Origin of the sequence: Enterococcus sp. AZ109 (genome assembly GCF_051714625.1) — a bacterium.
Taxonomy (GTDB): Bacteria; Bacillota; Bacilli; order Lactobacillales; family Enterococcaceae; genus Enterococcus_A.
The window spans coordinates 24,167-46,210 of sequence record NZ_JBIOSF010000001.1; the positions used below are offsets into that span (position 1 = coordinate 24,167).

The 22,044-nt window shown below is 40.4% G+C and carries 20 protein-coding genes; 14 read left to right on the forward strand and 6 right to left on the reverse strand.

What is annotated here, in order from left to right; all coding sequences use genetic code 11:
* Position 1 precedes the first annotated feature (1 nt).
* Positions 2 to 742 (forward strand): 2-dehydro-3-deoxy-phosphogluconate aldolase, encoded by a 741-nt coding sequence (gene dagF / locus IGI42_RS00135; RefSeq protein ID WP_438713502.1) that lies wholly within the window; start codon positions 2 to 4, stop codon positions 740 to 742.
* A 44-nt stretch (positions 743 to 786) separates the two neighbouring features.
* Here dagF and phnX read toward each other — a convergent pair whose 3' ends face one another.
* The 5 genes from phnX to IGI42_RS00160 are packed head-to-tail and all read right to left on the reverse strand — an operon-like array spanning position 787 to position 6,047.
* Positions 787 to 1,605: a phosphonoacetaldehyde hydrolase gene (gene phnX / locus IGI42_RS00140; RefSeq protein WP_438713503.1), complete on the reverse strand. Its 819-nt coding sequence runs from the start codon at positions 1,603 to 1,605 to the stop codon at positions 787 to 789.
* On the reverse strand, positions 1,595 to 2,689 hold the full coding sequence (phnW, locus tag IGI42_RS00145) for a 2-aminoethylphosphonate--pyruvate transaminase (RefSeq protein WP_438713504.1): 1,095 nt from the start codon (positions 2,687 to 2,689) through the stop codon (positions 1,595 to 1,597). Before phnW ends, phnX begins: the two co-directional genes overlap by 11 nt.
* Before the next feature lie 10 nt (positions 2,690 to 2,699).
* Entirely contained in the window at positions 2,700 to 3,674 is a 975-nt protein-coding gene (locus tag IGI42_RS00150; RefSeq protein WP_438713505.1) for an ABC transporter substrate-binding protein, read from the reverse strand.
* Positions 3,598 to 5,286: an ABC transporter permease subunit gene (locus IGI42_RS00155; protein WP_438713506.1), complete on the reverse strand. Its 1,689-nt coding sequence runs from the start codon at positions 5,284 to 5,286 to the stop codon at positions 3,598 to 3,600. Before IGI42_RS00155 ends, IGI42_RS00150 begins: the two co-directional genes overlap by 77 nt.
* The gene (locus IGI42_RS00160; protein ID WP_438713507.1) at positions 5,283 to 6,047 is read right to left on the reverse strand and encodes an ABC transporter ATP-binding protein; all 765 of its coding nucleotides are present in this window, start codon (positions 6,045 to 6,047) and stop codon (positions 5,283 to 5,285) included. Before IGI42_RS00160 ends, IGI42_RS00155 begins: the two co-directional genes overlap by 4 nt.
* Positions 6,048 to 6,296: 249 nt before the next feature.
* Between IGI42_RS00160 and IGI42_RS00165 the strand changes: the two genes are divergently transcribed.
* Entirely contained in the window at positions 6,297 to 7,346 is a 1,050-nt protein-coding gene (locus IGI42_RS00165) for a BMP family lipoprotein (protein ID WP_438713508.1), read from the forward strand.
* 191 nt (positions 7,347 to 7,537) lie between these two features.
* On the opposite strand, the gene IGI42_RS00170 is transcribed toward IGI42_RS00165, so the two are convergent.
* Entirely contained in the window at positions 7,538 to 8,014 is a 477-nt protein-coding gene (locus IGI42_RS00170; RefSeq protein WP_438713509.1) for an arginine repressor, read from the reverse strand.
* A 279-nt stretch (positions 8,015 to 8,293) separates the two neighbouring features.
* On the opposite strand from IGI42_RS00170, the gene rpsB reads away from it, so the two are divergent.
* From rpsB to IGI42_RS00230, 12 genes are all read left to right on the forward strand, one after another.
* Positions 8,294 to 9,091: a 30S ribosomal protein S2 gene (rpsB, locus tag IGI42_RS00175; protein ID WP_438713510.1), complete on the forward strand. Its 798-nt coding sequence runs from the start codon at positions 8,294 to 8,296 to the stop codon at positions 9,089 to 9,091.
* An 80-nt stretch (positions 9,092 to 9,171) separates the two neighbouring features.
* On the forward strand, positions 9,172 to 10,053 hold the full coding sequence (gene tsf / locus IGI42_RS00180; RefSeq protein ID WP_438713511.1) for a translation elongation factor Ts: 882 nt from the start codon (positions 9,172 to 9,174) through the stop codon (positions 10,051 to 10,053).
* Positions 10,054 to 10,182: 129 nt separating this feature from the next.
* A complete protein-coding gene (gene pyrH, locus IGI42_RS00185; RefSeq protein WP_438713512.1) occupies positions 10,183 to 10,905 on the forward strand; it encodes a UMP kinase in 723 nt (240 codons plus the stop codon).
* Between the two features lies 1 nt (position 10,906).
* Entirely contained in the window at positions 10,907 to 11,464 is a 558-nt protein-coding gene (gene frr / locus IGI42_RS00190; RefSeq protein ID WP_438713513.1) for a ribosome recycling factor, read from the forward strand.
* Between the two features lie 573 nt (positions 11,465 to 12,037).
* Complete coding sequence (locus IGI42_RS00195) at positions 12,038 to 12,838, forward strand: isoprenyl transferase (RefSeq protein WP_438713514.1); 801 nt, start codon at positions 12,038 to 12,040, stop codon at positions 12,836 to 12,838.
* A complete protein-coding gene (locus IGI42_RS00200) occupies positions 12,835 to 13,629 on the forward strand; it encodes a phosphatidate cytidylyltransferase (RefSeq protein WP_438713515.1) in 795 nt (264 codons plus the stop codon). Before IGI42_RS00195 ends, IGI42_RS00200 begins: the two co-directional genes overlap by 4 nt.
* A gap of 77 nt (positions 13,630 to 13,706) precedes the next feature.
* On the forward strand, positions 13,707 to 14,975 hold the full coding sequence (gene rseP / locus IGI42_RS00205) for an RIP metalloprotease RseP (RefSeq protein WP_438713516.1): 1,269 nt from the start codon (positions 13,707 to 13,709) through the stop codon (positions 14,973 to 14,975).
* Positions 14,976 to 15,179: 204 nt separating this feature from the next.
* Positions 15,180 to 19,517 carry a PolC-type DNA polymerase III gene (locus tag IGI42_RS00210; protein ID WP_438713517.1) on the forward strand — a complete coding sequence of 1,446 codons (4,338 nt, stop codon included), beginning with the start codon at positions 15,180 to 15,182 and terminating at the stop codon, positions 19,515 to 19,517.
* 175 nt (positions 19,518 to 19,692) lie between these two features.
* A complete protein-coding gene (gene rimP, locus IGI42_RS00215; RefSeq protein WP_438713518.1) occupies positions 19,693 to 20,166 on the forward strand; it encodes a ribosome maturation factor RimP in 474 nt (157 codons plus the stop codon).
* Between the two features lie 11 nt (positions 20,167 to 20,177).
* Entirely contained in the window at positions 20,178 to 21,434 is a 1,257-nt protein-coding gene (nusA, locus tag IGI42_RS00220; RefSeq protein WP_438713519.1) for a transcription termination factor NusA, read from the forward strand.
* Positions 21,435 to 21,452: 18 nt separating this feature from the next.
* Positions 21,453 to 21,749 (forward strand): RNase P modulator RnpM, encoded by a 297-nt coding sequence (rnpM, locus tag IGI42_RS00225; protein WP_438713520.1) that lies wholly within the window; start codon positions 21,453 to 21,455, stop codon positions 21,747 to 21,749.
* The gene (locus IGI42_RS00230) at positions 21,742 to 22,044 is read left to right on the forward strand and encodes a YlxQ-related RNA-binding protein (RefSeq protein WP_438713521.1); all 303 of its coding nucleotides are present in this window, start codon (positions 21,742 to 21,744) and stop codon (positions 22,042 to 22,044) included. Before rnpM ends, IGI42_RS00230 begins: the two co-directional genes overlap by 8 nt.

The following is a 22,044-nucleotide window of genomic DNA, read 5'->3' on the forward strand; positions in this document are numbered from 1 at the left end:
AATGTCATTAACTCCCAATTATTTAGAAGATCGTATTTGTTTGAATGTCCTGGCAAATTCAGTTGAAAACGCAAAAGACTGTTATGAAGCTGCCGAAGGACATGTAGTATTAGGTGTGCTGTCAAAAAATTATGACAGCGATGAAGCAGCAATTGAAGACATGCAAAAATATCAAGTAGCAACTGATAATGCTTTATCGGTTGGCTTGGGTGCTGGTGATCCAAATCAAAGTCAAATGGTCTCTCGTATCTCAGCTAAATTGCAACCGCAGCATGTGAACCAAGTATTCACTGGAGTAGGAACTTCTCGGGCATTGCTAGGTCAAAATGATACGGTCATTAATGGATTAGTTTCACCAACTGGTAAGGTTGGCTACGTGAACATTGCTACCGGTCCTTTGAGTTCTCAAGCACCAAGCGGTGAAGTACCGATTGAAACAGCGATTCAATTGCTGAAAGATATGGGCGGCAGCTCAATCAAATACTTCCCAATGAAAGGATTGGCTCATAAAGAAGAATATCAAGCAGTTGCCAAAGCATGTGCAGAAAATGACTTCTACTTAGAACCAACCGGCGGTATTGATTTAACTAACTTTGAAGAGATCGTACAAATTGCGGTGGATGCCGGCGTGAAAAAAATCATTCCTCATGTATATAGCTCAATTATCGACAAAGAAACGGGTGACACGAAACCAGAAGATGTGAAAACCCTGCTGGATATGATGAAAAAGATATTGAAATAAACGAAAGACCCGAACTTCTTTTCGACTAGAAGTTCGGGTCTTTTTTATGCGTTGGCTGGTGCCAGTTCGTCGGTAGATTTTGCTAACTCCTTGCCGTGAACAAAATAGTCCAACAGCTCAGTTAAATTTAAAATACATAGATCTGCACCAGCTTCGTAAAAGCGATGGGTAACTTTTTGGATCAGATGGTCTTTGTCGGCTGTAGGCAAAGCGTTGTATTCTTCTAAAGACAAGCCTACCTCGGAACTACCTTCAATAACGGCGATCGTGAAAACCCCAGCATTTTTGCCCTCTAGGATGTCAGAAACGGTATCGCCTACCTTGACAACTTCAGAAACCGCCATGTTTTTGAAGTGTTTCATGTTTTGATAAATCATATAGGGATAGGGACGGCCCATGTTGCCAACTGCGTCAGGTGTAACATAAAAGTCTGGTGCATAACCGGCATCTTTAGCCACGGCAGTAACAACTTCCATCATTTCACTGGTGTAGCCGGTGGTTGAACCGATTTTAATTCCTTTAGCCTGAAGTTGTGAAACAACTTCGGCTGTTTCTGGCTTCAATTTAGAATTTTCTGCCAGGTTTTCGAACAATAAAGCTTCAAAGCGTTCATAAATAGCGTCAATATCACTTTCTTGTGTGGATTGGCCAAATGCTGCCAGCCATTGTTCTTGAACAGAAGGAAGTTCTAATAAAATTGCGATATGATCGCGCTTTAAGCGCCCCATGGGTCCGCGAATTTCATCAAAAGTTAGTTCGATACCTTTTTCTAAAAAGGCATTTTTAAAGGCCATGACCGGAGCCATACAACCGTAGTCAACGGTTGTTCCAGCCCAGTCAAAAATAATTGTATTAACCGACATATGCTACCTCCGAATATTTCTCAATGATTTCTGCCAAGCGCTGAATATCTTCTGGATAAATCTCACCGATATTCCCGATACGGAAGCAGTCGCGATCGGTGATTTTCCCCGGATAAATGACAAAACCATTATGTTTCAAATGATAGTAAAAATTATTGAAGCTGAAGGCTCGATCTTGCGGGTATAAAAATGAAGTGATGAAAGGCCCTTGATTTTTTTCGATAAAGGTTTCGTAACCTAATTCTTCCATTTTTTGACGTAAAAGATGGTTATTGGTTAAGTAGCGCAAGTATCGCTGCTCGACTCCGCCTTCTAGTTCTAGTTCTTTTAAGGCTTGCAAGAAGGCTAAAACGGTATGAGTCGGTGAGGTGAAACGCCACTTGCCGTCTTTTTCCATTACTTGGTACTGATCATACAAGTCTAAAGACAAAGTGCGGGCATGACCTTTTCGTTTTTCCAACTCATTCCGCTTGGCAATAATAAAGGAGAAGCCGGGCACACCTTGAATACATTTGTTGGAGCTTGAAACTAAGAAATCAATGTTCAATTCCGCAACGTTCATGGGAATACCACCAAAACTGGACATCGCATCAACGATAAACAACAGGTTGTTAGCCTTAGCTACTGCAGAAATTTCCGTCAAGTCATTTAAGATACCAGAGGTTGTTTCGCTGTGAACCATGGCAATCGCTGAAATCGTGGGATGGTCGTTTAATAGCTGTTGTATGATAGCCGCTTTAGGAATTTCATTTTCAGGAACCTCATAAACTGTATGCTTTAGCTGATAACGTTGACACATTGCCACCATCCGCTTACCATAAGCGCCGTTGGCACAAACCAGCAGGTGATCCTCTGGGGTAATCATGGAGCTTAAAACAGACTCGACTCCAAAGGAACCGCTGCCTTGCATTAATACAGTGGTGTAGTCTTCCTCGGATACTTCCGCCAAGGCAAGCAGTCTTTGACGGATTTCTTGAGTGATTTCTTTATAATCTTGATCCCAAGTGCATTGATCAACCATCATTGCTTTTTTTACCGTCGTCGTGGTGGTCAACGGACCCGGAGTTAATAGTTTGTATCTCATGTTACGCCTCTCAATCTACCAATTTTTGGTGTTGTTCTAATAGTTCTGCTGTTAATTCTTCAGGGTAAATCTTTTGGTTCTGGGCAACTTGAACGCTGTCTGCTTCTTCGCCATCATAAATTGGACTAGGATAGATAGCTAAAAGATCTTGACGACCATTTTCCATAATCGTATTTAACATTTCTTCTGCTTCGGGATTTGTATCGTCACCTTTGTCAATGACCGCTAATGATTCAGTTAAGGTGTAAGTACCTTCCGTAGGTTCAATAAATTCAATAGGCAGACCTTCATTCTTGTCCTTAACTGCTTGGTGTCGCAAGCCAAAACCAAGAGCTACTTCGCCTAAGCGAACTTTCTTAATCGGACCTGAACCAGAACTTTCTAAGTGGTCGCCAGTATTCTTGTAGATACCTGTTAAGATAGTTTTTGCTTCATCTTCACCGTAGTTATCGATTAAAGCTTGGAATAATAACCAGCCAGTAGAGGATTGTTTAATATCAGAAATTGATAATACGCCTTCGTATTGTGGGTCTGCTAAATCTTTCAAGCTTTCAGGTATTGGTAAATCTAATTCTTTCATCATGTCGGTATTGTAGAAAATAGTTCCTTCTTGAACGGTGAATGGCGCAGCGTAAGCAGGTATTTCTGATAATGGATCAACTGTCAATTCCAGCTCTTTAAACATCGGTTCCTTGTTTTGCGCACTAGATAAGTAGAAGGTACTCATGGTCACTAGATCAGCTTCAATATTCGTTCCTTCGGCTAGTAATTTCCCGCCAAGCTCAGAGGTTCCAAAAGATTGCAGGGTATATTTGCCTTCAAAGCCATTTTCGTCTAAAACATTTTCAATAACTTCTACCGGTTCCTCATCAGCATTGGTGTAGATAATTACTTTTTCGTCAGTGGCACTACCGCTGCTGCAAGCGCCTAATAATAGGGTTAAGGCTGTGCAACCAAGTAGTGCGAACATTTTTTTCTTTTTCATTTGATAATCTCCTTTTAATTAAGTGGGTAATCAACTGCATAATCAAATTGATCAGCAGTAAAAATAAAGAAAGCATAAATATATCGTTAAACCGGCCAAAATGCTGAAGCTCTTTTAATTTGGCGGTAATAACCATGGTGTTGGCGCTGGTTAAGAAAACCACAGCACTGATGGTAACCATCGAGTTGAAGAAATAATAAGCAAACATGTCTACAATTGTTACTTTTGAGTTGGGGATTAAGATGCGCCAAACAGTCACAATCCAACGATCCCCCATCAGCTTAGCAGTATTTTCCCAGTTTAAATTCATTTTTTGAAGCGCTTCTTTCGCCATTTGATATGGCGTGGCGAAATAGTGGACCACAGTAACAATAACTAGAATCATCAATGTATTATGCAATCCGGTGCTGGTAAATATCAGCAAGTAAGCCACACCCAAAACCATTCCTGGAATTGAGTTGGTAATAGTAGAAACACTATCGATTAATTGATTTACCTTGTATACTTTGCGTTCCCGCGAAGTCATGATGGCGGCAAAATAGGCAAAAATGGTTCCAACAAAGGCAGTGAGTAAAGCCATCAGTAATGAGTTTTTCAAGGTTACCATCAGGCTGTCATCTTGTAAGAAGGTAGTAAAGTTTTGTAGTGTCGGTTGTAGATTAAACGGCCAATTGGTCAAAAATGGAATCACCAACAACACTAAAAAGACAGCTACGATAAAGAAAGAAGTCAAAATAAATAAGCACCGAAATGCCCAGTCGCGAACAGGGTTCTTCTTTAATAGTAGAGTTTGCGGTTTTTCGTAGCGCACCACTTTTTTCTGCAAATAATTTAGGACTAAAATGCTGATGATCGAAGGTAACAGCATCGTTAGAGCAACGACTGAACCATATTGGAAATCAGGTATAGTTCCCATAAACCCATCGTAAAGCAACGTTGTAATAAACGGTGTTTGTCCACCCACGGCACTAGGAATTCCGAAATCAGTGAATGACATGAAAAAGCCTTGTAAAAAAGCTACCGCTAACACCCGATAAAGAGGGCTGATAATTGTTCGGTACAAAGACTGCCACCAAGTGTCTCCCATTAAGCGAGAAACAATAAACAGGCGGTTGTCCAAATAATGCATGGAATTATTAATTAAAATAAAAATTGGCGGCAAAGTATAAATGATAAAGCCTATCAAAATCCCTATGGTGCCATAAATATTGAACCACTCATGTTGCATTATTCGGGTCCAAAGTCCTTGCTTACCAAAAGCGTAAATCAACACAAAACCATAGGTAATGGTGGGTAGCAACATAGGAAGTTGGAGAATACTAGTGTTCGCTTTTAAAAAGCGTGGACCAACATTAGTGAAATTATTTCCATAGGCTAGAAAGAAACCAAGCAAGGTAGAACAACTAGCAGCAATCAACGAAAATTTTAAACTGTTGAGAAAGGAAATTTGCCATTTTTGATCCAAAACCTGCAAGATGTTGCTGGCAAAACCGCCATTTTCAACGGTCAAAGCAGTAAGTAGAACCTTGCCGATTGGCAGCGCCAGAAATAAGGCGAAAAAGATCAAAATCATCCAGCTAGTTACTCGCTTTAATGTTAGTGCGTCTCTCATATTTCCACTCGATTCATAGCTTGTTGGAAAATTTGTTGAATATTTTGTTGTTTAATCGCTAACTGATTAATGATAAATTCTTGAACAAAATGACAAGAAGCTTGCGTCATAATTTCAACTGGTGAACTGCATTGCGCAATTTTTCCATTATCTAAGACAACAATCTTGTCTGACATAGTTAGTGCTTCTTCCGGATCATGGGTTACGATAATAATCGTTAGCGAAAGCTTCTGAGCAATCTCTTGGATTTTCGCTTTAATCGATTCTTTGATGACACCATCTAGAGCACTCAACGGTTCATCTAGTAACAACAGTTCGGGTTTCATTACGAGCGTCCGACCTAGAGCTACCCGCTGTTTTTGTCCACCAGATAATTGATGGATGGGTTTGTCCAAGTGATCTTCAAGATTTAATAAGTGAATCAATTCTTGGACTTCTTCATTAGTCGAGCAAGTTTTGTTGTTTTTCAGTCCGTAAGTTAAATTTTGGTAAGCGGTCAAATTAGGAAACAGCGCATAATCTTGAAAAACAATATTGAATGGCCGCTTCTCCATTGAGGTGTGGGTGATGTCTTTTCCTTTGAAGAAAAGTGTTCCTTCACTAGCTTCTTCCAATCCTAAGATAATATTTAATAAAGTGGTCTTTCCAGATCCAGACTGTCCTAAGATCGAAACAATCTCCCCTGTTTCAATTTCTAAGCTAACATCCTCTAAAACAGTTGTTTGCTGGTAACTTTTTGAGATATTCTCTAGCTTTAGCATTCCTATCAGCTCCTCTTTTTATGTATGAATTGTTTTGCTATTTTCCTGCTGATTGAAGTATAACGAAGCTTTGTAAAGGTATGACCAATGATGTGAAAAGATAAAATAAAGATTGTTATGTTTGTGTAAACAATGTTAAGAGAAACTTTTCACGGAAATTTCATCGCGATGTGTCAAGACATATTTTGTTATGGTATAATCAGTAGTGATTCTACGTGTCTTGACACATACGGAAAGAAGGATGAATGGATGAAATTTTTGCGATTAGGATTTTTGCTAGGAATACTTACCATGTTAGCTAGCTGTGGTCAAAATGATGCACAAACAGCGGAAAGTGACAAATCACCCAAAATTGCCCTTATTTTAGGCTTTGGTGGAGTAGATGACCGGTCGTTCAATCAAGCCGGTTGGGAAGGTTTAGAAACGTGGGGTAAAGAAAAAAAGTTAAAAGAACAGGAAAACTACATTTATATAGAAACAAATGACCCAAAAGACAATAGTACGAACGTTACACAAGCGATTGATAATGACTACAATACGATAATTAGCCTTAGCTATTTACAAGCGGATGCAATCAAAGAAGCTGCTGTTGCTAATCCAGATCTAGATTTTGCCTTAGTGGATGGAGAGATTGAAGATCAGGATAATGTTGTTTCGGCTACCTTTAAAGATCAAGAGAGTGCTTATTTAGCAGGAATAGCAGCCGCATATACCACGAAAACAGGACGCGTTGGTTTCATTGGCGGGATGGAAGGTCCTGTGATTCAGCGCTTTGAAGTTGGGTTTGAAGAAGGTGTGAAAGATGGAGCCAAGGTACTTGGGAAAAAAGTGACTGTAGATAGCCGCTATGCAAATTCTTACGATGCACCGGACTTAGGCAAGGCGAATGCTTCTTCGATGTATGAAGAAGGTGCAGATATCATTTATCAAGCAGCAGGGAGCACAGGTTCCGGAGTTTTCCAAGAGGCACGGGCACGCAATGAGCAAGCAGGTAATGAAAAGGTTTGGGTAATTGGTGTCGATCGTGACCAAGAAAACGAAGGGGAATATGAAACATCTGAAGGAGAAATGGACAATTTTACACTAACTTCTACTATTAAGAACGTCGGAGCAGCTGTTTCGGAAATTGCTGAAGCAAAATACAATCAAGAATTTCCTGGTGGTGATCACTTGGTTTTTGGAATTAAGGAAGATGGCGTAGACTTGACTCAAGGGCAATTGTCAGAAAATGCGCTAAAAGCAGTGAATGAAGCAAAGCAAAAAATTATTGAAGGAACCTTGGTGGTACCCGAGAAATAAAAAAGAGAAAAGTTCGATGAAAAAGAGGATGTGACATAAAACGTCACAACCTCTGAAAACCGAATAATCGGTGTGACCGAAGTAGCTCTTTTACGAAATAAGCCGCATAATCGCGAAAATATGAGAAGCTATTTTCGGATTATGCGGCTTATTTCTCGGAGCTGAACACTTCAGTCACAACCTCTTCTAAGTTAAGCAATCGTATTAAAATGAGGATCTTTCAAGTAGGCCTCTACCTGCTGAGCATCGTCTTCATTTCTTGAAATGATGATGATGGTATCAAAGCTAGCCATAGTTGCCACGATTGATTGAAATGATAGGTCGTCTAAAACAGCAGCTAAAAGATTTGCATTGTCAGGGAGTGTCTGGATGACAGTCATAAACTGGACCCGTTCCACCTTCACAATGACTTCCTCGATCATACGAACCAAACGTTTTCCATCTTCATCATCAGAAGCCTGATTAGGTTCGTGGAACAGTTCAAAGCGCGGGATACCTTCTTCGTCAATCGTTTTGACAATTTTTAAATCGCGGATGTCGCGAGAAATTGTTGCTTGTGTAGCAGTAACGCCTTGTTCTTCTAAATAAGTCATCAACTCACTTTGATTGCTGATTGAATGAGTAGCGATAATTTGTTTAATTAGTTCGTGGCGATCTTTTTTACGCATAAAAATTCTCCTAATCGATTTTTATGCAATAATTATAACAGAAGCAGATAGTTTTAACAGGGGAATTCTATAAATATTAATCAGATTCTTTTCTTAGATAAAGTGGGGAAAATGATTGATTTCTTTTGTGTCCTCCTGTATAATTACTAATTGTGTGTGGGCGACCACAGACAAATCCACATCTTGATCTTATTAGTTGCAGGGTGCTTCATTGGAAGTCTGTTGCTGAGTTTGACGGTTAGGAGAGGGAACAAAAAAACCAAATTGGAGGAAACAAACATGTCAGTATTGTCTATGAAACAATTACTAGAAGCCGGCGTACATTTCGGTCACCAAACGCGTCGCTGGAACCCAAAAATGAAGAAATACATCTTCACAGAAAGAAACGGTATCTACATCATTGATTTGCAAAAAACAGTGAAATTGGTAGATGTTGCTTACGATTACATGAAAAATGTTGCTGAAGACGGCGGCGTTGCATTGTTCGTAGGTACTAAAAAACAAGCACAAGAAGCAATTAAAGAAGAAGCAATTCGTGCGGGTCAATTCTACGTTAACCACCGTTGGTTAGGCGGAACGTTGACTAACTGGGATACTATCCAAAAACGTATTGCTCGTTTGAAAAACATCAACGCTATGGAAGCTGACGGAACATTTGACGTACTTCCTAAAAAAGAAGTTGTTGGTTTGAATAAAGAACGTGAACGTTTAGAAAAATTCTTAGGCGGTATCGCTGATATGCCTAGAATTCCAGATGTAATGTACATTGTGGACCCTCGTAAAGAACGTATTGCTGTTCAAGAAGCACATAAATTAAACATTCCAATCGTTGCTATGGTTGATACAAACTGCGATCCTGATGAAATCGACGTAGTAATCCCTTCAAATGACGATGCGATTCGTGCCGTGAAATTAATCACTGCAAAAATGGCGGATGCATTTATCGAAGGAAATCAAGGTGAAGACCAAGTAGCTGAAGAAGACTTCGCAACAGAAGAAAGCGGACAAGCAACTTCTATCGAAGAAATCGTTGATGTTGTAGAAGGTGGAAACACTTCTGCTGGATCAGCTGAATAATTTCGTAGCTTAAGCTGCTTCAAAGAGAATATCAGCCTTTGAAGCAGCTTTTTTAAAAAATTAGAGGAGGCCCATAATAGATGGCACAGGTAACAGCTAAATTAGTAAAAGAACTACGTGATATGACTGGCGTAGGTATGATGGATGCGAAAAGAGCATTAGTAGAAGTAGAAGGCGAAATTGAAAAAGCTGTTGATCTTTTACGTGAAAAAGGTATGGCTAAGGCTGCTAAGAAAAATGACCGTATCGCTGCTGAAGGTTTAGCTTCAGTTGCAATCAACGGCAATACTGCAGCGATCGTTGAAGTTAACTCAGAAACTGACTTCGTTTCTAAAAACGAAATGTTCCAAAACCTAGTAAAAGAGATCGCTGCTTTAGTGGCTGAACACAAACCTGCTGACATGGATGCTGCGATGGAAATCAAAACTTCAAAAGGCACAATTGCTGAAGAATTGGTTGAAGCAACACAAGTTATCGGTGAAAAAATCAGCTTCCGTCGTTTCAAAGTATTAGAAAAAGGCGATAACGCTGCTTTTGGCGGATACTTGCATATGGGCGGACGTATCGCTGTATTGACTCTATTAGAAGGCACAACTGAAGAAGAAGTAGCTAAAGATGTTGCTATGCACGTTGCAGCTATTAACCCTCGTTATGTAAATGAGTCTCAAATTCCTCAAGAAGAATTAGAACATGAAAAAGCTGTTTTAACTGAACAAGCTTTAAATGAAGGCAAACCTGAAAAAATCGTTGCTAAAATGGTTGAAGGCCGTCTAAACAAATTCAAAGCTGAAATTGCTTTAGTTGACCAACCATTTGTTAAAGATCCTGATATGACTGTTGAAAAATACGTTTCTTCAAAAGGTGCTACTGTTGAAGGATTCGTACGTTTCGAAGTTGGCGAAGGTATCGAAAAACGTGAAGATAACTTTGTAGAAGAAGTTATGAATCAAGTGAAAAAATAATTCTGTTTTCTAACAGTTGGGAACGCATGTCAGATGCGCTCCCTTTTTTTAAGCGAAATCAGATAAAAATGGCTTCATATGAATCAGAGTATGCTAAAATGTCTATATAGTGACAGTGGAGGAATCGAAATGACAGAACCAAAATATAAACGAGTAGTACTAAAACTCAGCGGAGAAGCTTTGGCCGGAGAAGAGAAATTCGGTATTAATCCGCCAGTTATTCAAGACATTGTTGAAGAAATCAAAGAAGTGCATGAATTAGGTATTGAAATGGCGATCATCGTTGGTGGTGGTAACATCTGGCGTGGACAAATCGGGGCACAAATGGGCATGGAGCGGGCGCAAGCTGATTACATGGGTATGCTGGCAACGGTAATGAATGCTTTAGCCTTACAAGATGCGTTAGAAAACATTGATGTGCCAACTCGTGTCCAAACATCCATTGAAATGCGCCAAATTGCAGAACCTTATATTCGTCGCAAGGCGGAGCGTCACTTAGAAAAAGGTCGAATTGTCATTTTTGCTGGTGGAACAGGGAATCCGTACTTCTCAACTGATACCACTGCAGCTTTACGAGCAGCTGAAATCAATGCGGATGTCATTTTGATGGCGAAAAACAATGTTGATGGTGTTTACTCTGCGGATCCTAAGTTGGATCAAAATGCCATTAAATTTGACGAATTGACGCACTTAGATGTCATTTCTAAAGGATTGCAAGTAATGGATTCAACCGCAAGCTCACTAAGTATGGACAATGATATTCCACTTGTTGTCTTCAATTTAAACGAACCAGGAAATATTAAACGGGTTGTTCTAGGTGAAAATATCGGAACAACGGTAAGGGGGAAATAACATGGCAGATGCAGTAATGAACGAAGCAAAGCAAAAAATGAAAAAAGCTGAAGATGCTTTACAGCGCCAATTAGGACAAATTCGTGCTGGACGGGCGAATGCAAGTCTGTTGGATCGGATCACAGTAAACTATTACGGTGCACCAACACCTGTAAATCAATTGGCTTCTATCACGGTACCTGAAGCACGGGTACTCATGATTACACCTTTTGATAAGAGTACAATTGGTGATGTTGAAAAAGCGATTTTAGCTAGTGATATCGGCTTAAATCCTGCGAATGATGGAAATGTTATTCGCTTAGTGATTCCTCAATTGACTGAAGAACGCCGCAAAGAATTAGCTAAAGAAGTTAGAAAAGAAGCCGAAAGTGCAAAAGTTGTTGTTCGGAATGTGCGTCGTGATGCAATGGACGATTACAAGAAGCAACAAAAAAATGGTGACATCACAGAAGACGATCTACGCAACACAGAAAAAGAAATTCAACAATTAACAGATAATAGCATTAAAGAAATCGATAAAATTGTTGGCGAAAAAGAAAAAGAATTACTAGAAGGTTAAATCAAAGACTAGACAGCTGCCGTTTTTTACGGCAGCTGTTTTTTTGCCAGTTCCACTTTTCGCAGTATATTTAGATAGAAGAGAATAGGATCGTCATACACGAATAAATAGTTCAAGCTGTGTAGTGGAATGGTATGCGCACGAAAATAAAATTGATTTTTCACGGTCTAGGAAAAAGCAATTCCCCTAAAGGAGATAGCTGCCAGTTCCACTTTTCGCAGTATATTTAGATAGAAGAGAATAGGATCGTCATACACGAATAAATAGTTCAAGCTGTCTAGTGTAATGGTATGCGCACGAAAATAAAATTGATTTTTCACGGTCTAGGAAAAAGCAATTCCCTAAAAAGAGTTGATCGCTTAAAAAGATGTATACTAATTTATTAAAAAAATGAAAAATGTATCCACTGAAATGTTTGAAAAAAACTAAATACCTACAGTTATCCATAGGCAATTTGTAGGATTATTGCTATAATGGCAGTTGAGTTGCCAGCCCAGCTATAGCTGGAGCGAATGAACAAGGCAAAAATCGTTGGATAAAAAAGCAATCCTGATTAACTGAGGAGGAAAAATAATGGTATTACGTTTTTTTCCACAAAAAGAGAAATATACACCTGAAGAAAGTCAATTGACTTTTGATTCCGAAGGTGCAATTCCTAAACATGTGGCAATTATTATGGATGGTAATGGACGTTGGGCGCAAAACAGACGCTTGCCGCGGGTTGCCGGACATAAAGAAGGTATGGAAACGGTAAAAAAAATCACGAAATATGCCAATAAACTGGGGATTCAAGTCTTAACTCTCTATGCTTTTTCGACCGAAAATTGGAAACGCCCAGAAGAGGAAGTCAAGTTTTTGATGCAATTGCCCGTTGATTTTTTTGACACCTTTGTGCCAGAATTAATTGCTGAAAATGTAAAAGTAAATGTGATGGGGTATGAACAGTATCTGCCAGATCACACACAAGATGCAGTAAAACGAGCGATTGAACAAACTGCTTCTAATGATGGCTTAGTATTAAACTTTGCGTTAAACTACGGCAGTCGTGCTGAAATTGTGAGTGCCGTTCAAGCAATTGCCAGTGAGGTAAAGAGTGAACAGCTCGATCCAGAAGAGATCAATGAAGAAACGATTTCTAGTCATTTGATGACTGGTTTTTTACCTGAAGAGTTGCGAGATCCTGAATTGGTGATTCGTACAAGTGGGGAAGAGCGAATTAGTAATTTTCTGCTATGGCAGTTAGCCTATAGTGAGTTATTCTTTACTAAAGCTCTGTGGCCTGATTTTGATGGCGCCCATCTAGAAACGGCCATTGCTTCTTTTCAAAGTCGCAACCGGCGCTTTGGTGGATTAAACAAGGAGGACACTAAATGAGACAACGAGTGATTACGGCCGTTGTGGCATTAGCCATTTTTTTGCCAATCTTATACGTAGGTGGTATAGCGATCGAATTAGCGGCAGCAGCTTTAGCTGGCGTAGGTGTATATGAGCTGTTCCGAATGAAAGGTCTAGCTATTTTAAGTTTTGAAGGAGTCCTATCTATTTTAGGGGCTGTATTCTTGGTCTTACCTGCCGAACGATGGTTTCCTTTCTTAAGTGAAGCATCAGGCAATTTTTTATTATTCTATTTGACGGTAATGATCATTTTAGGTTTTTCTGTGGTATCCAAAAACACCTATACAATTGACGAGGCTGGTTTTCCAGTGGTTGCTAGTTTATATGTTGGTGTCGGCTTTCAGAATCTAGTGGTTGCTCGCTCTGAAGGAATTGCGATGATTATTTTTGCTTTCTTTGTTGTCTGGGCGACGGATATTGGTGCTTACATGGTGGGGCGAAAGGTCGGAAAACGCAAATTGTGGCCAGAAATCTCACCGAATAAGACAATTGAAGGGGCTCTAGGGGGAATTGCGAGTGCCGTTGTAGTGGCACTGGTTTTCTTGCTTATCCAGCCTAATTTGACACAACATAACTTGGTGACGATGCTGTTGTTTACCATTGTTTTTTCAGTGGTGGGACAATTTGGCGATTTGGTTGAATCTGCGATTAAACGCCATTTCGATGTGAAGGACTCTGGGAATATTTTACCAGGACATGGTGGAATCTTGGATCGCTTTGATAGTATGCTTTTTGTTTTTCCCATGATGCATTTATTAGGTGTTTTTTAAAAAGCTCGGTTTAAGAGCTTTTTTTCATTAGGTTATGCTAAACTATCTCTAAGAAAAAGCTAAAGGCAGGTAAGCTTATGCGTACAATAGTTACATTTTTAATTGTGTTTGGAGTATTAGTTATCGTGCATGAATTTGGTCATTTCTTTTTTGCCAAACGTGCCGGTATTTTAGTTAGAGAATTCGCCATCGGAATGGGTCCTAAAATTTATGCTCATATGGGGAAAGATGGCACTACTTATACATTACGTCTACTACCAATTGGCGGTTATGTAAGGATGGCTGGTTTGGAAGATGAAGAAACCGAATTAAGCCCTGGAATGCCGATGTCATTAGAATTAGACGGTCAGGGAAATGTTCAGCGGATTAATGTTAGTAAAAAAGTTCAGTTGCCTAACAGTATTCCTTTGGAGCTGATTGCAGCTGATTTGGTAGATGACCTGACGATCAGAGGCTATGAAAATGGCGACGAGAGTCAAGAAGTTATCTATACTGTGAATCATGATGCGACAGTCATCGAAGAAAATGGTACAGAGGTACGAATCGCTCCTCGGGATGTCCAATTTCAGTCTGCTACGATTGGCGCTCGGATGTTGACCAATTTTGCCGGTCCTATGAACAACTTTATTTTGACGATTATTTTATTTATTGCTTTAGCTTTCATGCAAGGCGGCATATCTGTGCCAAATACCAACCAGATTGGTACTGTGCAGCCGGGAAGTCCTGCTGCAGAAGCAGGTATTGAGGATAACTCGCGCATTCTAGCAATTAATGATAAAGAGATTTCTGATTGGAATGATCTGACAGCAGAAATTCAAGCAAACCCTGGTAAAGAAGTAACGATGGTGGTCGCTGAAGACGGCAACGAAAGAACAATCAGTTTAACGCCGGAGACTACAGAAAATGCTGGTCAAAAAATCGGCAGGATTGGTGTCGGCCCACATATGAAAACCGGCATTGTAGATATGGTAGCGGGCGGCTTTAGTCAAACCTGGAATTTGGTAAAAGAAATCTTTAAAGCTTTGGGTTCTTTGGTTACTGGCTTCAGTTTGAATAAACTGGGCGGACCGGTGATGATGTACCAGATGTCTTCACAAGCAGCTAGTCAAGGGATTCGTACAGTGATCTACTTAATGGCCTTTTTATCAGTCAACTTGGGAATCGTGAACCTTTTGCCAATTCCGGCTTTTGATGGCGGGAAAATTTTATTAAACATCATTGAAGCGTTGAGAGGGAAACCGATGGACCCGGAAAAAGAAGGGCTAATTACTATGGCGGGTTTTGTCTTCATTATGGTGTTGATGATCCTGGTGACTTGGAACGATATATCGAGATTTTTCTTTTAACAAACAGTAAACTCGCTTCGGCGGGTTTTTTATTTGCGAAAATTTTCTACTTTAGGAAAATTCTTGTTGGAAAAAGAAAAAGAGGTATTTTGGCGAGGGATTGCTTACTGAGTGGTCATTGAATAATGGGATTATTTTAATGCAATCGCCAAAAAAAACAGTTATACTAGTTAGTACTTGAAAAAAAGTGAAGGAGATGTTCTTTTGTCTCAAAATCGGGAATTATTCGAAAATCTATTGCGTCAAATTGAGCTGAGTGATGAGGACCAGCAGCATCCACTGATTCAAGCGGCTGAAATTAAGCAAGTCGTGGTCCATGAGAAATCACGGATTTGGGAATTCTTTATCCAAACGCCGCAAATTTTGCCAGCCAAGCTCTATTATGGCTTTCACCAAAAATTACTTTTAGCTTTCCAATCCATTGCGCAAATCAAATTACATATCGAAGCAGAGGATACACAGTTTGATGAAGAATTGCTACAGCATTATTGGCGCCTAGCCCTTAGTGAGCAAGATTGTGATACACCTTTAGTTAAACAAGTCTTAAGCAAACCATTGCCAGTTGTGCAGGATAAACGGATCGTTCTATTGATTGATAATCAAACGGTCATTCCGTATCTAAAACAGCAATATTTGCCATTAATCGAAGATAACTTGGTCTCGTATGGCTTTCCTAAACTGCGTATCGATCCAGAAGTGGACGAGGAGCAGCAGGAACGGGTATTGCAGCTGTTTGAAGAGCGAAAACAAGAACAAAATGCCGCCTTCCAAGAAAAAGCGGCTGAAACAATGGCCCAACATGAAGCCAAGAAAAAAGAGAAATCTGAAGCAGCCTTTGATGGCCCAATACAAATGGGGCGTAACATTCCAGCAGATGAAGCTATAATGCCTATGGGAAATATTCTTGAAGAAGAGCGTCGGATCACAATTGAAGGATTTATTTTTTCCAAGGAAGTGCGCGAATTACGTTCTAAACGTAAGATTTTGATCTTAAAGATGACCGATTACACCTCTTCTTTTGTCGTGAAGAAATTTTCAAATGGTGAAAAAGATGAGCAGATTTTTGATGCCATCGCAGAAAAGAGCTGGATTCGGGTACGTGGAAGTATCCAAGAAGACACCTTCATGCGCGATTTAGTCATGAATGCCCAAGATATTCAAGAAGTGAAGCATCCGGATCGCAAGGATTACGGCAAGGAAAAGCGGGTGGAGCTGCATTTACACTCCAACATGAGTACCATGGATGCCACTAACCATATTGGTGATTTGGTTGCTCAAGCTGGCAAGTGGGGGCATAAAGCCATTGCGATTACCGACCACGCTGGGGCCCAGGCCTTTCCAGATGCTCATGCTGCCGGCAAAAAAGCGGGCGTTAAAATTCTCTACGGTGTGGAAGCGAATGTTGTTGATGATGGTGTCTTGGTTGCCTATAACGATCAGCACATTGAGTTAACTGACGCTACCTATGTGGTATTTGACGTGGAAACCACCGGATTGTCAGCTGTTTACGATACGATCATCGAGCTGGCTGCAGTGAAGATGCACAAGGGGAATGTGATCGATACCTTTGAACAGTTTATTGATCCAGGGCATCCGTTGTCAGAAACGACCATTAACTTGACTGGGATTACGGACGAAATGGTTCGAGGCTCAAAATCTGAAAAAGAAGTACTGGAACTATTTGAAGCATTCAGCGAAGGGACTATTTTAGTCGCCCACAATGCAGCTTTTGATATTGGCTTTTTGAACACTAGCTATGTCCGTCATGGGATTGCCGAAACGGCTAATCCAGTAATTGATACCTTGGAATTAGCACGGTATTTATATCCTGATTTTAAACGGTTCGGTTTAGGCGTGTTGACGAAAAAATTCGGTGTGAACTTAGAACAGCATCACCGGGCAGTTTATGATGCAGAAGCGACGGGTCATTTGGCTTGGATTTTTGTAAAAGAAGCGATGGAAAAACACCAGATGTTCTATCATGATCAATTGAACGATCATGTAGGTGAAGGTGATTCTTACAAGCGGGCGCGACCGTTTCATGCGACACTGTTAGCTAAAAATCAGGATGGATTAAAAGACTTATTCAAACTGATTTCTATGTCCAACGTGGAATACTATGAACGCGTGCCGCGAATCCCCCGTTCTCAGCTGAAAAAGCTGCGTCAGAATATTTTAGTTGGTTCAGCTTGTGCCCAGGGTGAAATCTTTGAAGCCATGATGCAAAAAGGGGTCGAGGAAGCAAAAAATCGGGCGGCCTTTTATGATTATATTGAAGTTATGCCTAAAGCTGTCTATGCGCCTTTACTTGAACAAGAGTTAGTGAAAAATGAGTCCGATTTAGAAGACATTATTCGCAACTTGGTTGAAATCGGTAAGCAGTTGGATAAACCAGTCGTTGCAACTGGTGATGTCCATTACTTGAACAAAGAAGATGCGATTTACCGCAAGATTTTGGTTAGTTCAATGGGAGGTGCCAACCCTTTAAACCGTCACAGCTTACCAGATGTGCACTTTAGAACGACCGATGAAATGCTGCAGGCTTTTGCTTTCTTAGGAGAAGATGTCGCGAAAGAGATTGTAGTCGACAATACGAATTTGATTGCGGATACTTGTGAAGAAGTTATACCAGTGAAGGATGCACTGTATACACCGAAAATTCCGGGTTCAGAGGAAGAAATCAAACAGCTTAGTTACAATCGTGCCAAAGAATTGTATGGTGATCCGTTACCTGAAGTGATCGAGAAGCGTTTGAAAAAAGAACTGGATTCGATTATCGGCAACGGCTTCTCAGTTATTTACCTGATTTCGCAAAAATTGGTACACAAAAGTAATGAAGATGGCTATCTGGTTGGTTCACGGGGATCAGTTGGGTCCAGCTTTGTGGCCACTATGACTGGGATCACGGAGGTTAATCCTCTGCCGCCACATTATTACTGTCCCGAATGTCAATATTCTGAGTTTTTTGAAGACGGTTCTTATGGTTCTGGCTTTGATATGCCGGAGAAAGCTTGTCCAAAATGTGGCGCCCGTTTGCATAAAGACGGTCACGACATTCCATTTGAAACCTTCTTAGGATTCCATGGGGACAAAGTACCCGATATTGACTTGAACTTCTCAGGGGATTATCAAGCCAAAGCCCATGACTATACGAAAGTATTGTTTGGCGATGAGTATGTTTTCCGGGCAGGAACGATCGGTACGGTTGCAGATAAAACAGCTTACGGCTATGTGAAGGGCTATGAACGCGATCATAATCTGCAATTTCGTGGAGCTGAAATAGATCGCTTAGCTAAAGGCGCTACTGGGGTTAAGCGGACAACTGGTCAGCATCCTGGGGGGATTATTGTTATCCCTGATTATATGGATGTTTACGACTTTACGCCCATTCAATTTCCAGCGGATGATCAAAATTCTGAATGGAAAACAACCCATTTTGATTTTCACTCAATCCATGACAATGTATTAAAACTTGATATTCTGGGACACGATGATCCGACAGTTATTCGGATGCTGCAGGAATTATCTGGCATTGACCCGAAAACAATTCCGACAGATGATCCAGAAGTGATGAAAATCTTCGCCGGTCCGCAAGTGCTTGGTGTGGAACCAGAGCAAATCAATTCGAAGACAGGAACTCTAGGAATTCCCGAATTTGGTACCCGCTTCGTACGTGGAATGTTAGAAGAGACTCATCCATCCACCTTTGCTGAGCTGCTGCAAATTTCTGGTCTCTCCCACGGAACCGATGTGTGGTTAGGGAATGCGGAAGAGCTTATTCGTCGGGGAGATGCAACGTTGGCGAATGTTATCGGCTGTCGGGATGATATCATGGTTTACCTGATGCATGCTGGCTTAGACAGTGGTATGGCCTTTAAGATTATGGAGACTGTACGTAAAGGTCTATGGAATAAGATTCCAGATGATCTGCGAGAAACTTACTTAACCGCAATGCGAGAAAACAATGTACCTGAATGGTATATTGATTCTTGTTCTAAGATTAAGTACATGTTCCCGAAAGCCCATGCGGCGGCATACGTGTTAATGGCTTTACGGGTGGCTTATTTCAAAGTTTATTATCCTGTTCTTTACTATTGTGCGTATTTCTCTGTCAGAGCTGACGATTTCGACTTGGTGGCGATGGCTAAAGGCAAAGATGCAGTTAAGGCGGCTATGAAAGTAATCACTGATAAGGGAATGGACGCTTCGACGAAAGAAAAAAACCAGCTAACCGTTCTTGAATTATGTAATGAGATGCTGGAACGCGGATATAATTTTGGGATGATTGATCTATACAAATCAGATGCCACCGATTTTGTGATTGACGGGGACACGTTGATTGCACCGTTTAGAGCTGTGCCAGGTCTAGGTATGAACGTAGCTAAACAAATATGTGAGGCTCGCAAAAATGGGATCTTCTTATCTAAAGAAGACTTAGCAAGTCGTGGGAAGGTTTCTAAGACATTGATTGAGTACATGGATGCTCAGGGTGTATTGAAAGATTTACCAGATGAAAACCAGCTTTCATTGTTCGACATGTAAAGAATTTTATAAGTGTGGTGCAAAGCTGAATCTAACCCGTTCGTATGAAAATAGGTTGGTTGAATTTTCATTCCATCTGTGGTATTATTACAATGTAATCAGACACTGAAGGTGAGTGAGCGGAATTTTCGCTCACTCTTTTTAATGGATTGAAAGCAAGAAGGAGGCTGACAGCTTGAGCAGCGTAGTCGAAACCATCACTGATTTAGTAACGCCAATCTTAGATGAGCAACATTTTGAATTGGTAGAGGTGGAATTTGTAAAAGAAGGAAAAAATTGGTTTTTGAGAGTGTTCATTGATAAAGAAGGTGGCATTGATATTGAAGAATGTGCTTTTGTCAGTGAAAAATTGAGTGAAAAGCTGGATGAAATTGATCCTGACCCGATTCCTCAAGCATACTTTCTTGAAGTATCCTCACCAGGAGCAGAACGTCCATTGAAAAAAGAGGCAGACTATCAAAATGCTTTAGGACAATTTATTCATGTCGCTCTTTACCAAAATGTGGATGGGCAGAAACAATATGAAGGTCACTTGAAAGATTTAACCAAAGAACAGTTAACATTAACAGTTAAAATCAAGACGCGCACCAAAGACATCACTTTTGACAGAAGCAATATTGCAAAAGCACGTCTTGCAATCGAGTTTTAGGAGGAAGAATAATGAGTAAAGAAATGCTGAATGCATTGAATACTTTGGAAGCAGAAAAGGGCATTTCAAAAGAAATCGTCATTGATGCCTTAGAAGCGGCTTTGGTTTCTGCGTACAAACGTCATTACGGACAAGCCCAAAACGTGGAAGTCCAATTTGATGAGAAAAAAGGCGACATCCATGTTTATGCAGTCAAAGAAGTCACAGAAGAAGTAATGGATTCTCAATTAGAAGTTTCTTTAAAAGAAGCGATGACAATTAATCCCGCTTACGAAATCGGCGATATGATTCGTTTTGAAGTCACACCTAAAGATTTTGGACGAATTGCTGCTCAAACTGCTAAGCAAGTGATCTTGCAACGCGTCCGTGAAGCGGAACGCAACATTATTTATAATGAATATAGCGCGTATGAAAAAGACATTATGCAAGGTGTAGTGGAACGTCAAGATAACCGTTACATTTATGTAAACTTAGGTAAAATTGAAGCTGTTCTTTCTAAACAAGACCAAATGCCCAATGAATTTTATCAACCACATGATCGGATCAAAGTGTACGTATCACGGGTAGAAAATACGTCAAAAGGCCCTCAGGTTTTTGTAAGCCGCAGTCATCCAGATTTGTTGCGTCGACTGTTTGAACAAGAAGTTCCTGAAGTTTATGATGGAATCGTTGAAATTGTCAGCATTGCCAGAGAAGCGGGAGATCGTGCAAAAGTTGCTGTTCGTTCCAATGATCCCAACATTGATCCAGTTGGAACTTGCGTGGGACCTAAAGGCCAACGAGTTCAAGCAATTGTGAATGAACTAAAAGGTGAAAATATGGATATTGTGGAATGGAACGAAGACCCAGCAGTCTTCATCGCCAATTCATTAAATCCAGCCCAAGTGGAAGATGTTATTTTCAATACAGATAATCCTAAAGTTTGTACCGTAGTTGTACCTGATTACCAATTATCTTTAGCGATCGGAAAACGTGGTCAAAATGCTCGGTTAGCGGCTAAATTGACTAGCCACAAAATTGATATTAAGTCAGAATCTGACATGGAAGAGTTTTATGCCAGTTATGATGATGGTGACTATGATGAATCACCAGAAGGACTGCAAGACAATCTATTTGGAGAAGTCCCAGCAGAATTCATGCTAGATGCTAATGAGGCTGCTGAAGAATTGTCAGTAGAAGAAGTCGCAGACCCAGCAGAATTGGAAATTACTCCTGATATGACAGCAGACGATATCGAAAATGTTGCTTTCGATCAAGAAGAAGAATAAACGTGCAGGAGGCATTTTATGAAAAAAAGAAAAGTCCCTTTACGTAAATCAGTCGTATCTGGCGAAATGCTGCCAAAAAAAGAATTAATTCGGATTGCAAAGTCAAAAGAAGGCGAAGTGTCCATTGACCCGACCGGCAAAAAGCCTGGTCGTGGAGCCTATGTGGCAATTGAACCTAAAGAAGTAGAACAGGCTTGGAAGAAAAAAGTGTTGGATCGTGTCTTAGACGTGGAGTTAACAGATGATTTTTACCAAGAGCTGCTAGACTATGTGACCCACCAAAAAGCAAGAAAAGAGCTCTTTAGTAATGAATAGACAAAAGGCCTTAAATTTATTAGGCCTGGCAATGCGTGCAGGCAAACTGATCACTGGGGAAGAACTGACCGTCAATGAAATCCGCAAACAAAAGGTTTCGTTGGTGTTGGTTGCTTCTGACGCTAGTGAAAATACAAGAAAAAAAGTAACAGATAAAAGCAATTTTTATCAAACGACCTGTCTGATTGAATTCACTGAAAGTGAGTTAGCACATGCCATTGGCAAACCGCGAAAAGTAATCGGGGTAATGGACCAAGGCTTTGCTAAGAAGATGGTGTCGTTAATACAAGGTTAG

What these genes read in the sequence shown, in the direction of transcription:
- dagF (WP_438713502.1), top strand. Translation starts at nt 2, where the DNA reads ATGTCATTAACTCCCAATTATTTAGAAGATCGTATTTGTTTGAATGTC.
- phnX (WP_438713503.1), bottom strand. Translation starts at nt 1,605, where the DNA reads ATGTCGGTTAATACAATTATTTTTGACTGGGCTGGAACAACCGTTGAC.
- phnW (WP_438713504.1), bottom strand. Translation starts at nt 2,689, where the DNA reads ATGAGATACAAACTATTAACTCCGGGTCCGTTGACCACCACGACGACG.
- IGI42_RS00150 (WP_438713505.1), bottom strand. Translation starts at nt 3,674, where the DNA reads ATGAAAAAGAAAAAAATGTTCGCACTACTTGGTTGCACAGCCTTAACC.
- IGI42_RS00155 (WP_438713506.1), bottom strand. Translation starts at nt 5,286, where the DNA reads ATGAGAGACGCACTAACATTAAAGCGAGTAACTAGCTGGATGATTTTG.
- IGI42_RS00160 (WP_438713507.1), bottom strand. Translation starts at nt 6,047, where the DNA reads ATGCTAAAGCTAGAGAATATCTCAAAAAGTTACCAGCAAACAACTGTT.
- IGI42_RS00165 (WP_438713508.1), top strand. Translation starts at nt 6,297, where the DNA reads ATGAAATTTTTGCGATTAGGATTTTTGCTAGGAATACTTACCATGTTA.
- IGI42_RS00170 (WP_438713509.1), bottom strand. Translation starts at nt 8,014, where the DNA reads ATGCGTAAAAAAGATCGCCACGAACTAATTAAACAAATTATCGCTACT.
- rpsB (WP_438713510.1), top strand. Translation starts at nt 8,294, where the DNA reads ATGTCAGTATTGTCTATGAAACAATTACTAGAAGCCGGCGTACATTTC.
- tsf (WP_438713511.1), top strand. Translation starts at nt 9,172, where the DNA reads ATGGCACAGGTAACAGCTAAATTAGTAAAAGAACTACGTGATATGACT.
- pyrH (WP_438713512.1), top strand. Translation starts at nt 10,183, where the DNA reads ATGACAGAACCAAAATATAAACGAGTAGTACTAAAACTCAGCGGAGAA.
- frr (WP_438713513.1), top strand. Translation starts at nt 10,907, where the DNA reads ATGGCAGATGCAGTAATGAACGAAGCAAAGCAAAAAATGAAAAAAGCT.
- IGI42_RS00195 (WP_438713514.1), top strand. Translation starts at nt 12,038, where the DNA reads ATGGTATTACGTTTTTTTCCACAAAAAGAGAAATATACACCTGAAGAA.
- IGI42_RS00200 (WP_438713515.1), top strand. Translation starts at nt 12,835, where the DNA reads ATGAGACAACGAGTGATTACGGCCGTTGTGGCATTAGCCATTTTTTTG.
- rseP (WP_438713516.1), top strand. Translation starts at nt 13,707, where the DNA reads ATGCGTACAATAGTTACATTTTTAATTGTGTTTGGAGTATTAGTTATC.
- nusA (WP_438713519.1), top strand. Translation starts at nt 20,178, where the DNA reads ATGAGTAAAGAAATGCTGAATGCATTGAATACTTTGGAAGCAGAAAAG.
- rnpM (WP_438713520.1), top strand. Translation starts at nt 21,453, where the DNA reads ATGAAAAAAAGAAAAGTCCCTTTACGTAAATCAGTCGTATCTGGCGAA.
- IGI42_RS00230 (WP_438713521.1), top strand. Translation starts at nt 21,742, where the DNA reads ATGAATAGACAAAAGGCCTTAAATTTATTAGGCCTGGCAATGCGTGCA.